This is a genomic window from Nocardia stercoris (genome assembly GCF_003696265.1).
In the GTDB taxonomy this organism is placed as follows: domain Bacteria; phylum Actinomycetota; class Actinomycetes; order Mycobacteriales; family Mycobacteriaceae; genus Nocardia; species Nocardia stercoris.
The window spans coordinates 553475-569966 of the sequence record NZ_RFFH01000001.1 but is presented as its reverse complement, the minus strand read 5'-3'; the positions used below and the strand labels follow the sequence as shown (position 1 = coordinate 569966).

Here is a 16492-nt window from a genome sequence, read left to right as displayed (position 1 = left end):
GCGTAATGGCTCAGCTTGCAATGGTGATGAACCTGGACAAGTGCATCGGCTGCCACACCTGCAGTGTCACCTGCAAGCAGGCGTGGACCAATCGTGGTGGCACCGAATACGTCTGGTTCAACAATGTGGAAACCCGTCCCGGACAGGGCTATCCGCGGCAGTATCAGGACCAGGAGAAGTGGAAGGGCGGCTGGGTCCGTGACCGCAAGGGCCGGCTGACCCTCAAGTCGGGTTCGCGAATCAAGCGGCTGCTCAACATCTTCGCGAATCCGGTGCTGCCCACGGTCTCGGACTACTACGACCCGTGGAGCTACGACTACGACAACCTGCTCAGTGCCCCGGCCATGGACACCACGCCGGTGGCGAAGCCGAAGTCGCTGATCACCGGCGAGGACACGAAGGTCACCTGGGGTGCCAACTGGGACGACGACCTCGGTTCGGGTCCCGAGCAGGTCGGCCGGGACCCGTTGCTGGCCAAGCTGTCCGAGCAGGTGAAGCTCGAATTCGAGCAGACCTTCATGTTCTACCTGCCGCGCATCTGCGAGCACTGCCTCAACCCGTCGTGCGCCGCCTCCTGTCCCTCGGGCGCGATCTACAAGCGCTCCGAGGACGGCATCGTGCTGGTGGATCAGGACAAGTGCCGCGGCTGGCGGCAGTGCATCACCAGCTGCCCGTACAAGAAGATCTACTTCAACCACAAGACGGGCAAAGCGGAGAAATGTACGTTCTGCTACCCGCGCGTGGAGGTCGGGATCCCGACCGTCTGCTCGGAGACCTGCGTCGGGCGGCTGCGCTACATCGGCGTCATGCTCTACGACGCCGACGCGGTGCTGGCGGCGGCCTCGGTCGAGAACGACGAGGACCTGTACGAAGCGCAGCTGAAGGTCTTCCTCAACCCGCACGACCCGCGCGTGATCGCGGCCGCCGAGCGGGCCGGGATCTCCCCGGATTGGATTACCGCGGCACAGGATTCGCCGGTCTACCAGCTGATCGTGGACTACAAGATCGCGTTGCCGCTGCACCCGGAATACCGGACCATGCCCATGGTCTGGTACGTGCCGCCGCTGTCGCCGGTGGTCGACACCCTCACCCGGACCGGGCACGACGGCGAGGACGCGTCGAACCTGTTCGGCGCCATCGACGCGCTGCGCATCCCGGTCGAGTACCTGGCCGAACTGTTCACCGCCGGTGAGGTCGCCCCGGTACGCGCGGTGCTGAACCGGCTGGCGGGCATGCGCTCGTTCATGCGCTCGGTGAACCTGGGCCAGGAGCCGGATCTGTCGATCCCGGGGTCGGTCGGCCTGGCGCCGGAGGAGATCGAGGCCATGTACCGGCTGCTCGCGATCGCCAAGTACGAGCACCGCTACGTTATCCCTACCAACGCGACTTCCCGTGCGCACGAACTGGATTCGCTCGCAACCGGGTGCAGCCTGGATAACGACGGCGGGCCCGGCATGACGGCGTTCGACATCGTGAACGAGAAGTTCGAGCTGTCCGACACCAACAGTGCCACACCGGAGAACAAGTCGACCCGGATCAATCTGCTGAACTGGGACGGCAAGTCGACCGCGGGCCTGATGCCCGCGGACACCGGCGAACAGGCGACCGCGAGCACCGGCTCGCAGCCCGAGCCGACGGGAGCGGGCCGATGAACCTGCCGCAGCTGCTCCGCCGCCGGCGCCCCGCCCCGCCGGTCACACCCCACGAACACCACCACACCTGGCGTCGGGCGGCGCTGTGGCTCGACTACCCGGGGATGCGAATCCACGGCCGGGACGCCGAAACAGATACCGGCAGCGTTGAATCCGGGGCGACCACATGAACCTGCTGAAGCTGCGGCGCCGCCCCGAGCCGGTCGTCATCATGAGCGAGCGTGACCGGCGCCTGGTGTGGCGGATCGCCGCCCTGCTGCTGGACTATCCCGGCACCGAGAACCTGGAACTGGCCGGGCAACTCGGGGCGGCAGCGTCGGAACTGCCGTCCGAGGTGCGAATTCCGTTGAAGCGCTTCCTCGCCCACCTCGTCGTCACTCCCGCACTGGAACTTACCCAGCACTACGTCGAGACCTTCGACATGCGCCGCCGGGCCAGCCTGCACCTGACCTATTACGCCTACGGCGACACCCGCAAGCGCGGCATGGCGCTACTGCGGTTCAAGCAGGCCTATCGGCAGGCCGGGGTCGAACTCGGCGACCACGAACTGCCCGACCATCTCGGTGTGGTGCTGGAATTCGCGGCCACCGTCGACCCGGTCGGCGGTGAACGGCTGCTCGGTGAGCATCTACCGGTCATCGAACTGCTGCGACTGTCGTTGTCCGACAGCGGTTCTCCCTACGCCGACATCCTGGCCGCGGTGGCCGGAACGCTGCCGCCGCTGACCACGCCGGACCGCCGCCGGATCGCCGAACTGGCCGCCCAGGGTCCGCCCGAGGAAGAGGTCGGCCTCGAGCCGTTCGCCATGGACCCCTTGTCGTCTACCGGAGCGGAGGCCCGCCGATGAGTTCCACCGTGTGGACCACCCTGCCCTATATCGCCTTCACCTCGTTCGTGCTCGGCCACCTGTGGCGGTATCGCACCGATCAATTCGGCTGGACCACAAGGTCTTCGCAGATCTACGAGTCCCGGCTGCTGCGGCTGGGCAGCCCGCTGTTCCACTTCGGCATGCTCGGGGTGATCGGCGGGCACGTGATGGGCATCCTGATCCCGCAGTCGTGGACCGACGCGGTCGGCATCTCCGAGCAGATGTACCACTGGGTCGCGATCTCCGCCGGTTCGGTGGCCGGGCTGGCGGTGATCGTGGGTGTGGCGATCCTGCTGTACCGGCGCACCACCGTGACCGCGGTGCGGCAGGCCACCACCACCGACGACAAGGTCATGTACGGCCTGCTGCTGGGCGCGCTGGTCACCGGCCTGCTCAACACGGTGGGCAGCAACCTGCTGTGGGGCACCTACAACTACCGCGAGACGGTGTCGCCGTGGTTCCGCAGCCTGTTCTCGGTGCATCCGCATCCGGAGCTGATGGTCGGCACACCGTGGACGTTCCAGCTGCACGGCCTGATCGTGTTGGCGCTCATCGGTATCTGGCCCTACACGCGGCTGGTGCACATGTTCAGCGCGCCCGTCGGCTACCTGGTCCGGCCCTACGTGGTGTATCGGAGCAAGGAGCCGAAGGCCGCGGACAAGCGGCGGTTCTCCCGCGCCTGGGACCTGCCGGTGCGGCCACCGGCGCGCTGAATAAGCGCGGAGTCGACACCATGCGGCGGGCCCGGGATCGGGTCCGCCGCTTCGGGTTTCAAGACCGCTTCTTCGGCTTCTTCGGCGGCAGCGACCGCGCGTAGGCCACACCCCGATCGATCCACTCCCGCAGCACCGCGTCGTCGGTGAGCCGCGCGGCGTCCACCCGCAGCCAGTTCTCCATCTGCCGCCCGCCCATCACCATCGGCGCGACGCCGGGGCCGATCAGTTCGGCCGCGTCCGCCGGGTCGACGCGGACCAGCAGGCCGCCCTGCCCGCTCGCCGCAACGGACATGTGCCCGCCCAGCAGGAAGGCCAGGCCGCCGAACATCTTCTGCTCGACCGTCTCGGCCAGCAACGGGCCGAGCAGATCCCGGATCCGGTCGGCGAGTTCCTCGTCGTATGCCATGCCGGAAATTGTGCCCCCGGTGGGCCTTGCGGCCACGGATTCTCGCCCGGGCGAATCGCCCGGGCGGACTACCTCTAGCGACGCTCCACTCCGGTGGACGCGGATTGGGCCCGTGGCTATGCTCGATTCGCCGTCGAAACCACTTCGAGATACAACTGTTCGGCAAGGCGGGGGACGGGCCCACACGAATTCCCGTGTGGTTCCACAAGTTCGGAAGTTGGGGACGTGGCTGATTCTTCGAATCCGTTACACAGCAACGCATCCAGACATGCGGCTGAGTCTCGGAACGCTTTTCCCATGCCGGTAACCGTCACGATCGTGGCGGCCGGCCTGCTGATCGGGTTGTGCGCCGTATGGACGGCACCGGATTCCTTCCGCGTCCCCGTCGCGATCGGAACCGCCGCCGCCACCGCGCTGCTCGCCGCCGCCTGCACCGCCGCCGTGTACTACCGGCAGCAGGCGGCCCGCGCCCGGGCCGAGGCGCGGGCGACCGTCGCCACCGTCACCGCCGACGCCGCGGCCCGGCTCAACGCGGCCCAGGACGCGCTCGCCGCCGCCCGCGAGGCCGCCGCGCACGCCGCCCGGGAAGCCGCCGGTAGCGAGGACCGTCGCTCGGCCGCCCTGGCCGCCTTCGCCGGTGCCGCCGGCCGGATCCAGGCCATGAGCACCAGCATGCTGGCTGAACTGCGCGCCATGGAACACCGCCACGGCGACCCCGACGTGCTGGCCGACCTGCTCGAACTCGACCACCGCACCGCGCAGACCGGGCGGCTCGCCGACAGCATCGTGGTGTTGTGTGGCGCGCGGTCCGGCCGTCGCTGGGCGAAACCCATTGCGATGGAATCGATCCTGCGCGGCGCGCTGGGCCGGGTGGCCGGTTATCAGCGGGTGCGGCTGCGTTCGGTCACCGGGATGGGCATCGCCGGGCACGCCGCCGAGGGCATCATGCACGCGCTGGCCGAGCTGATCGACAACGCCTGCAACTTCTCCCCGCCCACCACCGAGGTGCACGTCTACGCCGCCGAGGTTCCCGCCGGGCTGGTCGTCACCATCGAGGACAGCGGACTGGTGATGAGCGAGTCCGCGCTGCGCCGCGCCGAGCAGGCCGTGTCCGGGTCGAGCCGGGATCTGGCCTCGCTCACCGGAACTCGGCTCGGCCTGGCCGTGGTCGGGCATCTGTCCCGCAAGCACGGGCTCACCGTCTCGTTCCGCCCTTCCGCGATCGGCGGCACCGCGGTGGTCATGGTGGTACCGCGCGAACTGACCACCGCGGTGATCGCTCCCACGACCGCCACCGCCGCCCCGGTGCCCGCCGCACCCCGCGCTGCCGCCCACGCTGCGCTGCGCTCCGGCGCGAGCACCACCGCGCCGGTAGCGCCGCCGGCACCGGCCGAGCCGGTGACGGTCACCGAGCTCCTTTCCGTGACAACGGAACTCATCGCATCGGACGTGATCGCCGAACCCGTCCGGCCCGAAACTCTCGTCGATGCCGACCCGGCCTCGGCCGCCGACACGATCCTGACCGTCGCCACACCGTCCTGGGACCCGGAGGCCGCCGCGGCGGCCACCCTGCCCCGGCGGCGGCGCGGCAGCGCGTTCGCCAACGCGCACCCCGAAGGCCTCAACAGCGCCGCCGCCGCGAACCGGACACCGGTAGCGGACCGCCCGGCGACGATGCCTTCGGCGCTGGGTGCCTTCCAGCGCGCATTCACCCCGCAGACATCCACACCTCCGGAGGACTGATGACGACATCCGTTCCATCCCACCTGGATTGGCTGCTCGAGCAGTTGATCATGCGCACCCCGAACGCGCGCCACGCCTTATTGTTGTCCGGCGACGGACTCAAGATCTGCCACAGCTCGCAGCTCTCCGCCGATCAGGCCGACCAGCTCTCGGCGATCGCCGCGGGCATCCAGAGCCTGGCGCACGGCGCGTCGGTCGAATTCGGCAACGGCACCGGCGGTGTCCGCCAATCGATGACCGAGTTCTACGGCGGCATCCTGTTCGTGGTCGAGGCCGGGCTCGGCGCCCACATCGCGATGATCACCAGTGAGGACGCCGACGCCGGACTGGTGGGGCATCGGATGCGAGAACTGGTGGAGCAGTTGAGCGATCACCTGGCGACCGTGCCGCGCGGGGGAACGGGCATGCCGTGACTCCGCGGGGAGCACACCGCGACGAGACGCCCGATCGCCTGTACACCCTCACCGGTGGCCGCAGCCGGCCCGATTCCGGAACTTTCGATCTCGTGACCCTGGTTGTCGCGGAGAGCGATCCGGTGCCGGGGATGCAGTCCGAACACATCGCGATCCTGCGCCTGTGCCGGGCGCCGACCGCGGTCGCCGAGATCGCCGCCGAGCTCGGTGTCCCGGTCGGGATCGCGGTGATTCTGCTGGAGGACCTGCTGGCCACCGGCAAGATCACCGCGCGTCATCCCGGTCCGCCGGTGGTGGGTGCCCTGGGCGCTCCGCCGCTGCGGCCGGAAGTTCTCGAAAGGGTGCTCGTTGGCCTCCGCAAGCTCTGATCGGCCGGTCCGCGCCGACGCTCCGTTACCCGTGACCGCCCGGCACGGACTGAAACTGGTGATCGTCGGCGGCTTCGGGGTCGGCAAGACCACGATGGTGCGGGCGGTCAGCGAGATCCGGCCGCTCAATACCGAGGCGTTGATGACCGATGCCGGGGTCGGCGTCGACGATGTGCGCGGGGTACCCGGAAAGCGCGCCACCACAGTCGCATTCGATTTCGGCCGGATCACGCTGGATGCCGAGCATGTGCTCTACCTGTTCGGTGCGCCCGGGCAGCAACGGTTCTGGTTCGTGTGGGACCGGCTGTTCGCCGGCGCACTGGGCGCCATCGTCCTGCTGGACGCGCGCCGAATCGAGGAGTGCTGGTACTCGATCGACCGCCTGGAGCATCAGCGGATTCCGTTCGTGGTGGCGCACAACAACTTCGGTGAGACAACTCATTCGATCGCGGAGCTGCGCGCGGCGCTGGACCTGGATCCGCACGTGCCGCTGATCGAATGTGATGCCCGTTCCCGAGAATCCAGCAAAGCCGTACTGATATCGCTGGTCGAACTTCTGTATTCATCTGTGCCGCAAAACTTCCGGGAGTCCGTGTAATGACCACCCAGCCCGACGCGTCCGGCTGCCCGGTGCACGCCCTGCCACCGGTACCACTGACCGGTCCCCGATTCCTGGGCGACGCCAACGAGTTCCACGCCGAACTGCGCCGCGACTACGGCCCGGTCGTGCCGGTCGAGCTGCTCGGCGGTGTGCCCGCCTGGCTGGTGATCGGCTACCGCGAACTACACCAGGTCACCACCGATCACGTGCTGTTCCCGCGCGACTCCGGGCTGTGGAACCAGTGGCCCAATATCGCACCCGACTGGCCGCTGCTGCCCATGGTGCAGCCGCCCGTGCCCTCGATCTACCGGACCGTGGGCGCCGAGCACCGCCGGCACGTGGCCATGGTCGAGCCCGCCCTGGAGTCGGTCAGCCTGTACGAACTCCGTTCGGCCTGCGAGGAATTGGCCGACCGACTGATCGACTCGTTCTGCGGGCGCGGCTCCGCCGACCTGGTCGCCGAGTTCGCCGAACCGCTGCCGGCGCTGACCCTGGCCCGGGTGCTCGGTATCCCCGACGCCGAGGGCATCAAGATCGCGCGGCTGCTCAAGGCGTTCGCCGACGGCGGCGTCGAGGCCGTGGCGGCGCACACGCAGTTCACCGAGGCCATGCAGCGGCTGCTGTACAACACCCGCACCGGGCCCGGCCGCGGCCCGGTGGCCCGGATGCTCGAGCACCCCGACAAGTTCACCGACGAGGAATACGTCCTCGACCTGACCGCGGTCACCGCCGCCGGGCACCTGCCCACCGCCGACTGGATCGGAAACTCGGTGCGGCTCATGCTCACCGACGACAGGTTCGCGGTCGCCCTCGGCGGCGGCCGGCGCAGCGTCGACCAGGCCATGAACGAGGTGCTCTGGGAGGACTCCCCCAACCAGATCCTGGCCGGCCGCTGGGCCGCGCGCGACACCCGGCTCGCCGAGCAGATGATCCGCGCCGGCGACATGCTGCTGCTCGGCCTCGGCGCCGCCAACGGCGACCCGCACGTGCGCCAGCAGATCGGTTCCGCTACCCACCTGGGCAACAACGCGCACTTCGCGTTCAGCTACGGCGAATACCGCTGCCCGTTCCCGGCCCAGCAGATGGCGGAGGTGATCGCGCGCACCGCGATCGAAGTGCTGCTGGACCGGCTGCCCGACTTGGACCTGGCGGTTCCGCCCGCCGAACTGGTCCGCCGCCCCTCGGCCTTCCTGCGCGGAATGGTCGCTCTCCCTGTTGTATTCACACCTGTTCGTGCTCTAGGAGTTACCCCGTGACCCAGTCCTGCCCGCATGCGATCGCGATCGACCCGATGATCGGCGACCTGGACGGCGAGACCACCCGGATCCGCGCAGCCGGTCCGCTGGCCCGCCTCGAACTGCTCGGGGTACCCGCCTGGACCGTGACCCGCCACGACCTGGCCAAGCAGCTGCTCAACGACACCCGGCTGGTCAAGGACATCAACGAGTGGGAGCTGTTCCGCACCGGCGTGGTCACCCACGAGTGGCCGCTGATCGGCATGATCGACGCCGGCCGGTCGATGTTCACCGTCGACGGGGACGAACACCGCCGACTGCGGATCAAGACCACCCAGGCGCTGTCCCCGCGGCGGCTCACCGAGATCCGCCCCGCCATCGAGCGGCTGACCACCGAACTGCTCGACGAGATGAGCACGCTCGAATCGGGCACCGCGGTCGACCTCAAGTCCGTGTTCGCCTACCCGCTTCCGATCCGCGTCGTCGGTGAGCTGATGGGTGTGGACCGGTCCGACCACGCCTACCTGCTGGAGAGCTACAAGAAGTTCTTCTCCTTCCTCACCCCGCAGGACGAGCGGCTGGCCGTGATGGCCGACCTCGACCGCTACTACGAGAAGCTGGTGCGCGCCAAGACCGCCGAACGCACCGACGACCTCACCTCGGACCTGATCTTCGCCGACGAGGGCGGCGAACCGCTCACCGAGGAAGAAGTGGTGGGCAACCTGGAGGCGCTGGTCGCCGCCGGTCACGAGACCACCGTCAGCCTGATCCTCAACGCCGTGCGCGCACTGCTGACCCACCCGGACCAGCTGGCCGCCGCCAAAGCCGGCGACATCACCTGGGAGCAGGTGGTCGAGGAGACGCTGCGGCACCAGTCCCCCGCCACCCACCTGCTGATGCGCTTCGCCACCGAGGACATCACCGTCGGCGAGACCACCATCGGCAAGGGTGAGGGCGTGGTCATGTCCTACCGGGCGATCAACCGCGACACCGCCTTCCACGGCGAGGACGCCGACGAGTTCGTCTGCACCCGCGACTCCGCGCCCCGCCACCTGGCCTTCGGCTACGGCCCGCACGTGTGCCCCGGCGCCGCGCTGTCCCGGCTCGAGGCCCGCATCGCGCTGCCGGCGCTGTTCGAGCGCTTCCCGAACCTGGCGCTGGCCGTGCCGGTCGAGGAGATCCGTAACCTGCCGGTCCTGACCCAGAACGACCTCGGCGAATTCCCGGTCCTGCTGGGCTGATTCGCAGGATCGCGGGCCCGCGTCACTCCGGGCCGTTCGCATTGCCGTCGTAGGGCGGGGTGCGTTCGGCCGGGCGGATGCGGGCCCTTGCTGTAGGTGGGAGTCCGGGGCAGTTCGCACCGTGGCCGCCAGCCGGTGATCCGGCGCCCGTTCGGGTGCGGTAGCCGAGTTCGCACAAGAGCCCGGGACTTCCAGCGGGAACCGGCATATCGATCGCTGGGCGGACGCCGGGTCTATCCGGGTTGACAAGCTCGTCGTGCCGTACTTGTCCGGGAACCGGCTGCCGACGCGACGCGGTGCCACTGTCGTGCCTGGTCGGACGGTACCCGTGATACAGAACTCGGCACACGGGGCATTGTGCTCGGCGCCAACGGATCCGCGGAACGGTTGTGCGTGCTCCGAAGTAGCCCGATTCGAGTAGCGCGGTCGCCTGACCTGGCTTTCACTGGTGCACGAACTTCCCGTTCGACCCGACATGCTTCACCCGTACCGAGGAAATCGAGGCCACGTGCTGACTGTGGGCTTCATCGAGGACTGGCAGCCCGCTGTCGGCGCGGTCACCACGTGGACCGTCACCGACCAGGCTCGCCAGGCTGCCGCGCTGGCGCCGGCGCACCGCGTCGCGCCGTCGTTCCAGCAGCGCGCGTACCTGCGGACGGTGGCCGACCGCCCCGTCGCCGCACGGCTGCGCATCCTCGCCTTCGACCTACCCGGCGCGCCCGATCCGGCGGCGCTGCGGCGGGCCGTCCTCGGATTCCTGCGGCGCCACGACACGTTCGCCGGCCGGTTCGCGGTCACCGGGTACGGCACGGTGACCCGGCACCAGCTGCACGCGGAACAGATCGACATCGCCGCCACCGGCCACGGGCAGCTCGACGACCCGGCGGCCATCCGGGAACTCGTCATCTCCGGCACTCCGGCGGCGCCCGCGTGGGAGTGCTTCTCCTTCGGCGTGATCGAGCACGACGACTCGTTCACCGTCTACGCCGCGATCGATCATCTGCACACCGACGGGATCGGGCAGATCCTCGCCGCGAACGATCTGCTGACCCTGTACCAGGCCGAAATATCAGGCAGCACAGCACTATTGGCGCCCGCCGCGGGCCACGTGGCGCACTGCGATCGGGAGAACCGGTTCAACGAGCAGCTCATTCCGCGCGCCGCCCCGATCCTGCAGTGGGCTCAGCTGCTGCGCCCGTACGGCGATGAGCTGCCCGGCTTCCCACTGCCGCTGGGTGATTCGGCCCCGGTGCACGCCCACCGCACCGCGACACTGCTGCACGGCGAGCAAGCCGAGCGGTTCGAGCAGATCTGCTCGGCGCACGGCGGCCGCTTCGCCGGCGGGGTGGTCGCCGCGCTCGCCCTCACCGAGGCGCTGTGCACCGACCGCCGGCCGTATTTCGTGCTCGCCGCGGTCGACACCAGAACCACGGTGCGCGAGGCCGGTTCGGTCGGCTGGTACACCGCGCCGGTTCCGCTGGTACTGAACATCGGTGCCCGCCACAGCTTCTCGGCCCTGGTCGCCGAAGCCCAGGACGCGGCCGGGCGCGCCCGGGAACTGCGGGAGACCTCGGTACACCGGGTACTGGAACTGCTCGACCTCGACCGCGGCGATCGCGAGCCGACCCGGGTCGCGACCACACTGTCGATCTCCGACCTCCGAACCGTCATCGGCGCAGAGGAATTCGGCCGGGTCGAGGGCGGGCTGCACGGCTGCCCGATCGAGCCGGGCGCGGTCGGCATCTCGGTGGACCGGCTCGCGGACCGCACCACGATCAGCATCCGCTATCCCGACACAGCGGCCGCATACGAGTCGATCCAGTACTACCTGACCACCGCCTGCTCGGTGTTCGGTGCGATCGCCACCGACGGGGATGTGACGATCCGCCCGATGGAAACAGCGAATCAGGCTGTGCCGCTGCGTTAGTCGGTCCAGCGGCAGGTCGACGGGCGGGCCGGTCAGCCGTTGGCGCGCCGCACCGCCAGATCCGCGACGGCGCCGGCATCACCGGACGCCAGCTCGATCTCGAGCACGGAGTTGCCGGCGACGCGCAGTACACAGTCGTAATCCCGGTCCACCACTTGCGGATTCAGCACATGGAAGGTCCAGGCGGCCGAGTTCGCATCGGTGTGGACCTTGTCCACCAGATAGGAGGCACCCGCCGGGCCGGGCGCCGGGATCTTCTTGCCGTTGCACGCTTGGAGAGCGTCGACCACGGTCTTCAGCGCGGTCGTGTCCGGTGCGGCGTACCGGCCCAACGCCTCGTAGCTCGAGGTGTTCTGCCGGTCGCCCTTGTCGATCTGCCGGTAGCGGAAGGCCGTGGTGTTCGCGCCGAACACCTGCTTGTACCCGATACCCAGCACGGTGGCACAGGTCTGCGGCGCGATGCCGGCGCGACCGTCCAGCGCGTCGGCCGGAGTCGTCAGCTGGTCCTTGACGTAATCGGCCGCGGCCGCGGCATAGTCGGCGGGGTCGGTGGTCTTCGCCTTGGCCGGGGCGACGATGCCGTCGACCTCCGCGGGCGTCAGGATCGACGCGTCGATGCCGGCGGCCTGCGCCGGCGCCGACGAGGCCGGGGTCGATGTCGCAGTGGTGGCGGCCGGCTCGTCCGGTCCGCAGCCCGCCAGGGTCAGGACCGCGGCGATCGCGGCCGCGGTGCGGATCGGCGTGCGGTGCAGGAGTGTGGTCACGGTATCGGAGCTTCCTACTTATATGCGGGCCGGACAACGGTGACGGGCCAGTCCTTCGACGACGACGGATTGAGGTCGGCGGGCTGCGAATGCGCCGGCGTACCGGACTGATTGGTCTCCACCGTGACACCGTTGCCCATGTACATGGCCACGTGCTGACTTCCCTGCGGACCGTAGTAGATGATGTCGCCGGGTTGCATGGTGGAGGTGTTCAGCGGCGTGCCCTGCGTCTGCTGCTGCGCGACGATGGTGCCGCCGTTGTTCATCAGGTACTGGTACTGCTGGCCGGACCCCTTGGGGAAGTTCTGGTCACCGGTGCCCTGAGCGTAGGAGTACTCGGTCAGACCGCTGCAGTCGAAACCGTTGTACTTCACGTCGTGGTACTTGTCGGCGTCGCCGCCGTTGTCGGTCTGCCCCTGTGAGGTGCCCTTCGGCGAGCCGCCACCCCAGGTGTAGCGGGTGCCCTGCTGGGTCTGCGCGGTACCGATGACCTTGAGCCCGGGATCGTTGACCGCGTTCGGGTTCGGGTAGGACGTGGGCGTCTCGCCGGCGGGCCGGGTCGAACCGTCGGCGTTGGTGCCGTTGAGGTACTTCTTCCAGTTCTCGTCGCGCTCGGTACCCGGCGGCAGGTCCGGGTACCCGGGCGGGTTGTCGGCGGCCTGCGCGGTGACGTTCCAGCCCTTCTCGCTGTCGGTCTTGTCGACGTCCGGCGCGGTCGCCGCGGCGGGGTCCGTCTTGAGCGGAACCTGGTCGCCGGGCGCCTTTTTCGGAGGTTCGGAGGTCTGCTTGGTGAGGTCGGGTGGGCCGGCGAGTTCTATCGACGGACCGATATCCGACAGCGCCTTCGTCGTCTTGTCGATATCGGCCACCGCCGTCGGCGGATGCGCCAACACCTTCGCGACCAAGCTGCTACTGGTGATCGAGGTACCGATACTCTGCCCGGCCTTGGTGATCTCGGACTTCTGATCCGCCGCCGACTTCGTACTCGCGGTGGCAGGCGCGGGAAACGTGATCGAGGTGTCGTCGGTGGTCGGCGTGCCGATCAGGCCGGTCAACAGCGTCGGAGCTTGCTGCACAATGCTTTTCCGCAGCGCGTCCAAGGCGTCGTGATGGGCCGACGCGGCGGTCTGTACGACTTTGCCCGCCGCGACAACGGCGTCCGCGCCGGCCGCCAGCTTCTTCAACAGATCCTGCATGCCCGGCTGGTCGGGCGCGTCCTGAATACCGCTGAACGTCTTGGCGATCCGGCGGATCTCGTTCCCCGCACCGGACAGTGCGCCGCTGGTGATCAGGCCCTGCCACGCGTCGGCGAGCTCCTTCAGCTTCTTCAGATCACCGTTGGGGACCTTCTGCCCGATCGCATCGGTCAGACCCGCCAGCGTCGTGTGCAAGCCGTCGCCGGGTTTGCTGGTGCGGGTCACGTCCTCCAGGTCGCAGGCCTCGAGGTCGTACTTCTGCGGTTTCTGCGGCTCGGTCTTCTGGGTCGTTGTCTTCTGCGCCTGCGCGGTGGCCACGGCGGCCTTGTACTCGGCCTCGTCCCAGTTGTAGCCCGCGGTGGCGATTCCGTTGCACAGCGGCGTGAAACCGTCCAGGAACCAGACGAATACATTCCAGGTTTCCTGCAGTCGCGCCTGCAAGGCGGTCGCCCAGGTGTCGACCGCCGGATAGTCACCCACGAATCCGATCTCCCGGTGGGTGAGGGCGTTGTTCACATCCGGCAGGTTCCAGATGCTGTGGAACAGGTTCTGCAGGTCGTTCGCCGCAGTGGAATAGATCTTCGGATCGACAGTAGTGGTCATCGGCTGGAGTTCTCCCCCGTCTGGTGTGGAGGGTCCTCCCGACCGTCCCCACATCGAATTTCTGCAAAATAAGGCACCGGCGGCATCCCCGCAAGATCGGGTCGCGGACGCGCCGGGATGAACCGTTGTGCCGCACCGCATCCGGTGCGGCGGCTAATGCGGTGTGCCGAACAGCTGCGCCGCCACCGCGGCGACGTGCTTGTTGTCGGCGCAGGACTTGCCGGTGACGACCACCGCCGGATACTGCGGGAGCAGAGCGTCGGTTGCGCCGGGCCGCACCGGGACTCGCTGGACGGGCGGGCCGGTCCGCACGGTGACATCACAGTCGGCGGTGAAATCGACCGTGACCCCGTCGACGACCTCCGGCGAGCCGTTCGCGGGGTGTCCGCCGTCCCACAGCGGACCGTCGGTGCCGACCAACGAGACCCGGACATCCGGAGCGGTGATCCCGCACCCGTGCGGATCGGCGGCCGCCTCGGGTGCCGTCGGCAGCGAAAGCCGTGCGGTACCAGGAAGTTTCGCCAGGACGGCACACGGATCCCGATCCGCCAGCGGGTCGACGGCGGCACCCCGCCGGATCGGCAGGCCGCGGGACACGGTGAGCGCGGCCTGATCCGCGAGCTGCCCGGTTGTCGCACACGGTAGGCCACCCGAAGTGCTGACGCGCAGCTCGGTGCGATCGAGCAGGTGCGCCGCGGCGGGACCGGTCGGCGCGCCGGGCAGGGCGGCCAGGCCGAGGTCGATGGTGTACGCGCACTCGGTCCCGCGGGATCCGTCGCTGACGGTCACGCCGTGGGCCTGAAACGTTCGGGCCGCCGATGTGCCTGCCGCCGTGGTCAATTCGACTCCGAGCGAGGTCGAACCGTAGTAGACACAGCCCCCGGCGGTGAGATCCTCGCCGTAGCCGACGGTCGCCGGGATCGCGGCCGCGACCGTCTCGAGATCCACGAAGGCACACGGATCGATCCGGCGCAGCGCCCGCTGCACCAGCAGCTGATCCTCTTCGGCCGCGGACAGCGTGCGGCCGGGAATCGTCACGGCGCCCTCGAACAGCGCGGCGCTGGGTGCCGGGGCCGGACCGGACGACGAGCACGCGGCCAGCGCCGCGCCGGCGAGCGCCACCACGGACAGTCGCCGGACCGTGCGCAGTATCCCGCTCACTTGCCGACTCCCAACTGTTGGCCCAACTGAACCGCCGAGTTCCACCACGGCTTGTAGTTGGCCGTACCGCCGTTGTTCTGTCCGGGCCCGGAATCCTGGGTGTACTGCGCCAATTCCCACGGTTCCGCGTCGGGATGTTTGGCCACATTGCGATCCAGTCCGGCATTCAGGCCACCACCCTCGTTGGCGGGATGCTGATAGCCGGTGTAGAAGCGGTCGGCGGCGACGGCCGGGTCCATCATGTCGGTGATGTCGGTGCCCCACAGGTGCGCCCCGACCTGCTGCTGGAAGATGCCGACCGAATTGTGGTCGTGACCCATGATCGGATTGCCGTTCGCGTCCTTGTCGGCCAGCGAGGCCGTCTGCGGGAAGACGCTGCTGCCCTGGTTCTTCAGATCGCTCTCGGTCAGCGCCGTCATCAGGGCGATCTGGATCTCCTTGTCGCTCTGGCCGAGCCGATGTCCCTCGTCGACGATGGTCTGCGCGTTGCGGAGCTGATCGGCGCTGAGGGTCATCGGGTTGCCGTCCTTGTCCGTGATGGTGATCGGACCGGTCGGCTTCGTCGTTCCCGGAGACTGTTTCGTGAGGTCGGGTGGGCCGGCGAGTTCGATCGACGGACCGATATCCGACAGCGCCTTCGTCGTCTTGTCGATATCGGCCACCGCCGTCGGCGGATGCGCCAATACTTTTGCGACCAGGCTGCTGCTGGTGATCGAGGTACCGATACTCTGCCCGGCCTTGGTGATCTCGGTCTTCTGATCCGCCGCCGACTTCGTACTCGCAGTAGCAGGCGCCGGGAACGTGATCGAAGTGTCGTCGGTCGTCGGAGTACCGATCAATCCCGTCAACAGTGTCGGAGCCTGCTGCACAATGCTTTTCCGCAGCGCATCCAGTGCGTCGTGGTGAGCTGACGCGGCGGTCTGCACCACCTTGCCCGCCGCGACCACCGCGTCCGCGCCGGCCGCCAGCTTCTTCAGCAGATCCTGCATCCCCGGCTGATCCGGGGCGTCCTGGATGCCACTGAACGTCTTGGCGATCCGGCGGATCTCGGCGCCGGCGCCCGACAACGCGCCGCTGCTGGTCAGGCCCTGCCACGCGTCGGCGAGCTCCTTCAGCTTCTTCAGATCACCATTGGGGACCTTCTGCCCGATCGCATCGGTCAAGCCCGCCAACGTCGTATGCAGACCGTCACCGGGTTTGCTCGTTCTGGTCACATCCTCCAAGTCGCAGGCCTCGAGGTCGTACTTCTGCGGTTTCTGCGGCTCGGTCTTCTGCGTAGTCGTCTTCTGCGCCTGCGCGGTGGCCACGGCGGCCTTGTACTCGGCCTCGTCCCAGTTGTACCCGGCCGTCGCGATCCCGTTGCACAGCGGCGTGAAACCGTCCAGGAACCAGACGAATACATTCCAGGTTTCCTGCAACCGCGCCTGTAGCGCCGTCGCCCACGGATCCACCGCCGGATAATCACCGACGAATCCGATCTCCCGATGCGTGAGGGCGTTGTTCACATCCGGCAGGTTCCAGATGCTGTGGAACAGGTTCTGCAGATCGTTCGTCGCAGTGGAATAGATCTTCGGATCGACAGTCGTCGACATCGGCCC

At 68.5% G+C, this 16492-nt stretch carries 16 protein-coding genes; 11 read left to right on the top strand and 5 right to left on the bottom strand.

The window, feature by feature from the left end; all coding sequences use genetic code 11:
- Positions 1 to 5: 5 nt before the first annotated feature.
- Genes narH through narI form a run of 4 tightly spaced genes read left to right on the top strand, consistent with a single transcriptional unit; the run spans position 6 to position 3233 of the window.
- The gene (gene narH, locus EBN03_RS02410; protein WP_122186150.1) at positions 6 to 1652 is read left to right on the top strand and encodes a nitrate reductase subunit beta; all 1647 of its coding nucleotides are present in this window, start codon (positions 6 to 8) and stop codon (positions 1650 to 1652) included.
- Positions 1649 to 1822, top strand: a complete 174-nt coding sequence (locus EBN03_RS33975) for a hypothetical protein (protein WP_158675510.1) — start codon at positions 1649 to 1651, stop codon at positions 1820 to 1822. Before narH ends, EBN03_RS33975 begins: the two co-directional genes overlap by 4 nt.
- On the top strand, positions 1819 to 2499 hold the full coding sequence (narJ, locus tag EBN03_RS02405) for a nitrate reductase molybdenum cofactor assembly chaperone (protein WP_122186149.1): 681 nt from the start codon (positions 1819 to 1821) through the stop codon (positions 2497 to 2499). Before EBN03_RS33975 ends, narJ begins: the two co-directional genes overlap by 4 nt.
- Positions 2496 to 3233: a respiratory nitrate reductase subunit gamma gene (narI, locus tag EBN03_RS02400; protein WP_122186148.1), complete on the top strand. Its 738-nt coding sequence runs from the start codon at positions 2496 to 2498 to the stop codon at positions 3231 to 3233. Before narJ ends, narI begins: the two co-directional genes overlap by 4 nt.
- A 58-nt stretch (positions 3234 to 3291) precedes the next feature.
- Here the strand turns inward: narI and EBN03_RS02395 are convergent, their stop codons facing one another.
- The gene (locus EBN03_RS02395; RefSeq protein ID WP_122186147.1) at positions 3292 to 3642 is read right to left on the bottom strand and encodes a TfoX/Sxy family protein; all 351 of its coding nucleotides are present in this window, start codon (positions 3640 to 3642) and stop codon (positions 3292 to 3294) included.
- Positions 3643 to 3939: 297 nt separating this feature from the next.
- Between EBN03_RS02395 and EBN03_RS35435 the strand changes: the two genes are divergently transcribed.
- The 7 genes from EBN03_RS35435 (at position 3940) to EBN03_RS02360 (ending at position 11170) form a co-directional block, all read left to right on the top strand.
- On the top strand, positions 3940 to 5385 hold the full coding sequence (locus tag EBN03_RS35435; RefSeq protein ID WP_122186146.1) for a sensor histidine kinase: 1446 nt from the start codon (positions 3940 to 3942) through the stop codon (positions 5383 to 5385).
- Positions 5385 to 5798 carry a roadblock/LC7 domain-containing protein gene (locus EBN03_RS02385; RefSeq protein WP_122186145.1) on the top strand — a complete coding sequence of 138 codons (414 nt, stop codon included), beginning with the start codon at positions 5385 to 5387 and terminating at the stop codon, positions 5796 to 5798. Before EBN03_RS35435 ends, EBN03_RS02385 begins: the two co-directional genes overlap by 1 nt.
- Positions 5795 to 6166 (top strand): DUF742 domain-containing protein, encoded by a 372-nt coding sequence (locus tag EBN03_RS02380; protein WP_122186144.1) that lies wholly within the window; start codon positions 5795 to 5797, stop codon positions 6164 to 6166. The genes EBN03_RS02385 and EBN03_RS02380 overlap by 4 nt, the downstream gene beginning before the upstream one ends.
- A 31-nt stretch (positions 6167 to 6197) precedes the next feature.
- The gene (locus tag EBN03_RS02375) at positions 6198 to 6764 is read left to right on the top strand and encodes a GTP-binding protein (protein WP_233608060.1); all 567 of its coding nucleotides are present in this window, start codon (positions 6198 to 6200) and stop codon (positions 6762 to 6764) included.
- Complete coding sequence (locus tag EBN03_RS02370; RefSeq protein WP_122186143.1) at positions 6764 to 8023, top strand: cytochrome P450 family protein; 1260 nt, start codon at positions 6764 to 6766, stop codon at positions 8021 to 8023. The genes EBN03_RS02375 and EBN03_RS02370 overlap by 1 nt, the downstream gene beginning before the upstream one ends.
- On the top strand, positions 8020 to 9243 hold the full coding sequence (locus tag EBN03_RS02365) for a cytochrome P450 family protein (protein WP_233608059.1): 1224 nt from the start codon (positions 8020 to 8022) through the stop codon (positions 9241 to 9243). The genes EBN03_RS02370 and EBN03_RS02365 overlap by 4 nt, the downstream gene beginning before the upstream one ends.
- Positions 9244 to 9751: 508 nt before the next feature.
- A complete protein-coding gene (locus EBN03_RS02360; protein ID WP_158675509.1) occupies positions 9752 to 11170 on the top strand; it encodes a condensation domain-containing protein in 1419 nt (472 codons plus the stop codon).
- A gap of 32 nt (positions 11171 to 11202) precedes the next feature.
- On the opposite strand, the gene EBN03_RS02355 is transcribed toward EBN03_RS02360, so the two are convergent.
- From EBN03_RS02355 to EBN03_RS02340, 4 genes are all read right to left on the bottom strand, one after another.
- Positions 11203 to 11934 (bottom strand): sensor domain-containing protein, encoded by a 732-nt coding sequence (locus EBN03_RS02355; RefSeq protein ID WP_122186141.1) that lies wholly within the window; start codon positions 11932 to 11934, stop codon positions 11203 to 11205.
- Positions 11935 to 11948: 14 nt separating this feature from the next.
- The gene (locus tag EBN03_RS02350) at positions 11949 to 13733 is read right to left on the bottom strand and encodes an NlpC/P60 family protein (protein WP_122186140.1); all 1785 of its coding nucleotides are present in this window, start codon (positions 13731 to 13733) and stop codon (positions 11949 to 11951) included.
- A gap of 153 nt (positions 13734 to 13886) precedes the next feature.
- Positions 13887 to 14894, bottom strand: a complete 1008-nt coding sequence (locus EBN03_RS02345) for a hypothetical protein (RefSeq protein ID WP_122186139.1) — start codon at positions 14892 to 14894, stop codon at positions 13887 to 13889.
- Positions 14891 to 16486 carry a hypothetical protein gene (locus tag EBN03_RS02340; protein WP_122186138.1) on the bottom strand — a complete coding sequence of 532 codons (1596 nt, stop codon included), beginning with the start codon at positions 16484 to 16486 and terminating at the stop codon, positions 14891 to 14893. Before EBN03_RS02340 ends, EBN03_RS02345 begins: the two co-directional genes overlap by 4 nt.
- Between the last annotated feature and the right edge of the window lie 6 nt (positions 16487 to 16492).

Bases quoted from the DNA above. Each gene is read 5' to 3' on its own strand.
- narH (WP_122186150.1), top strand. From the start codon at position 6: ATGGCTCAGCTTGCAATGGTGATGAACCTGGACAAGTGCATCGGCTGC.
- EBN03_RS33975 (WP_158675510.1), top strand. From the start codon at position 1,649: ATGAACCTGCCGCAGCTGCTCCGCCGCCGGCGCCCCGCCCCGCCGGTC.
- narJ (WP_122186149.1), top strand. From the start codon at position 1,819: ATGAACCTGCTGAAGCTGCGGCGCCGCCCCGAGCCGGTCGTCATCATG.
- narI (WP_122186148.1), top strand. From the start codon at position 2,496: ATGAGTTCCACCGTGTGGACCACCCTGCCCTATATCGCCTTCACCTCG.
- EBN03_RS02395 (WP_122186147.1), bottom strand. From the start codon at position 3,642: ATGGCATACGACGAGGAACTCGCCGACCGGATCCGGGATCTGCTCGGC.
- EBN03_RS35435 (WP_122186146.1), top strand. From the start codon at position 3,940: ATGCCGGTAACCGTCACGATCGTGGCGGCCGGCCTGCTGATCGGGTTG.
- EBN03_RS02385 (WP_122186145.1), top strand. From the start codon at position 5,385: ATGACGACATCCGTTCCATCCCACCTGGATTGGCTGCTCGAGCAGTTG.
- EBN03_RS02370 (WP_122186143.1), top strand. From the start codon at position 6,764: ATGACCACCCAGCCCGACGCGTCCGGCTGCCCGGTGCACGCCCTGCCA.
- EBN03_RS02350 (WP_122186140.1), bottom strand. From the start codon at position 13,733: ATGACCACTACTGTCGATCCGAAGATCTATTCCACTGCGGCGAACGAC.
- EBN03_RS02340 (WP_122186138.1), bottom strand. From the start codon at position 16,486: ATGTCGACGACTGTCGATCCGAAGATCTATTCCACTGCGACGAACGAT.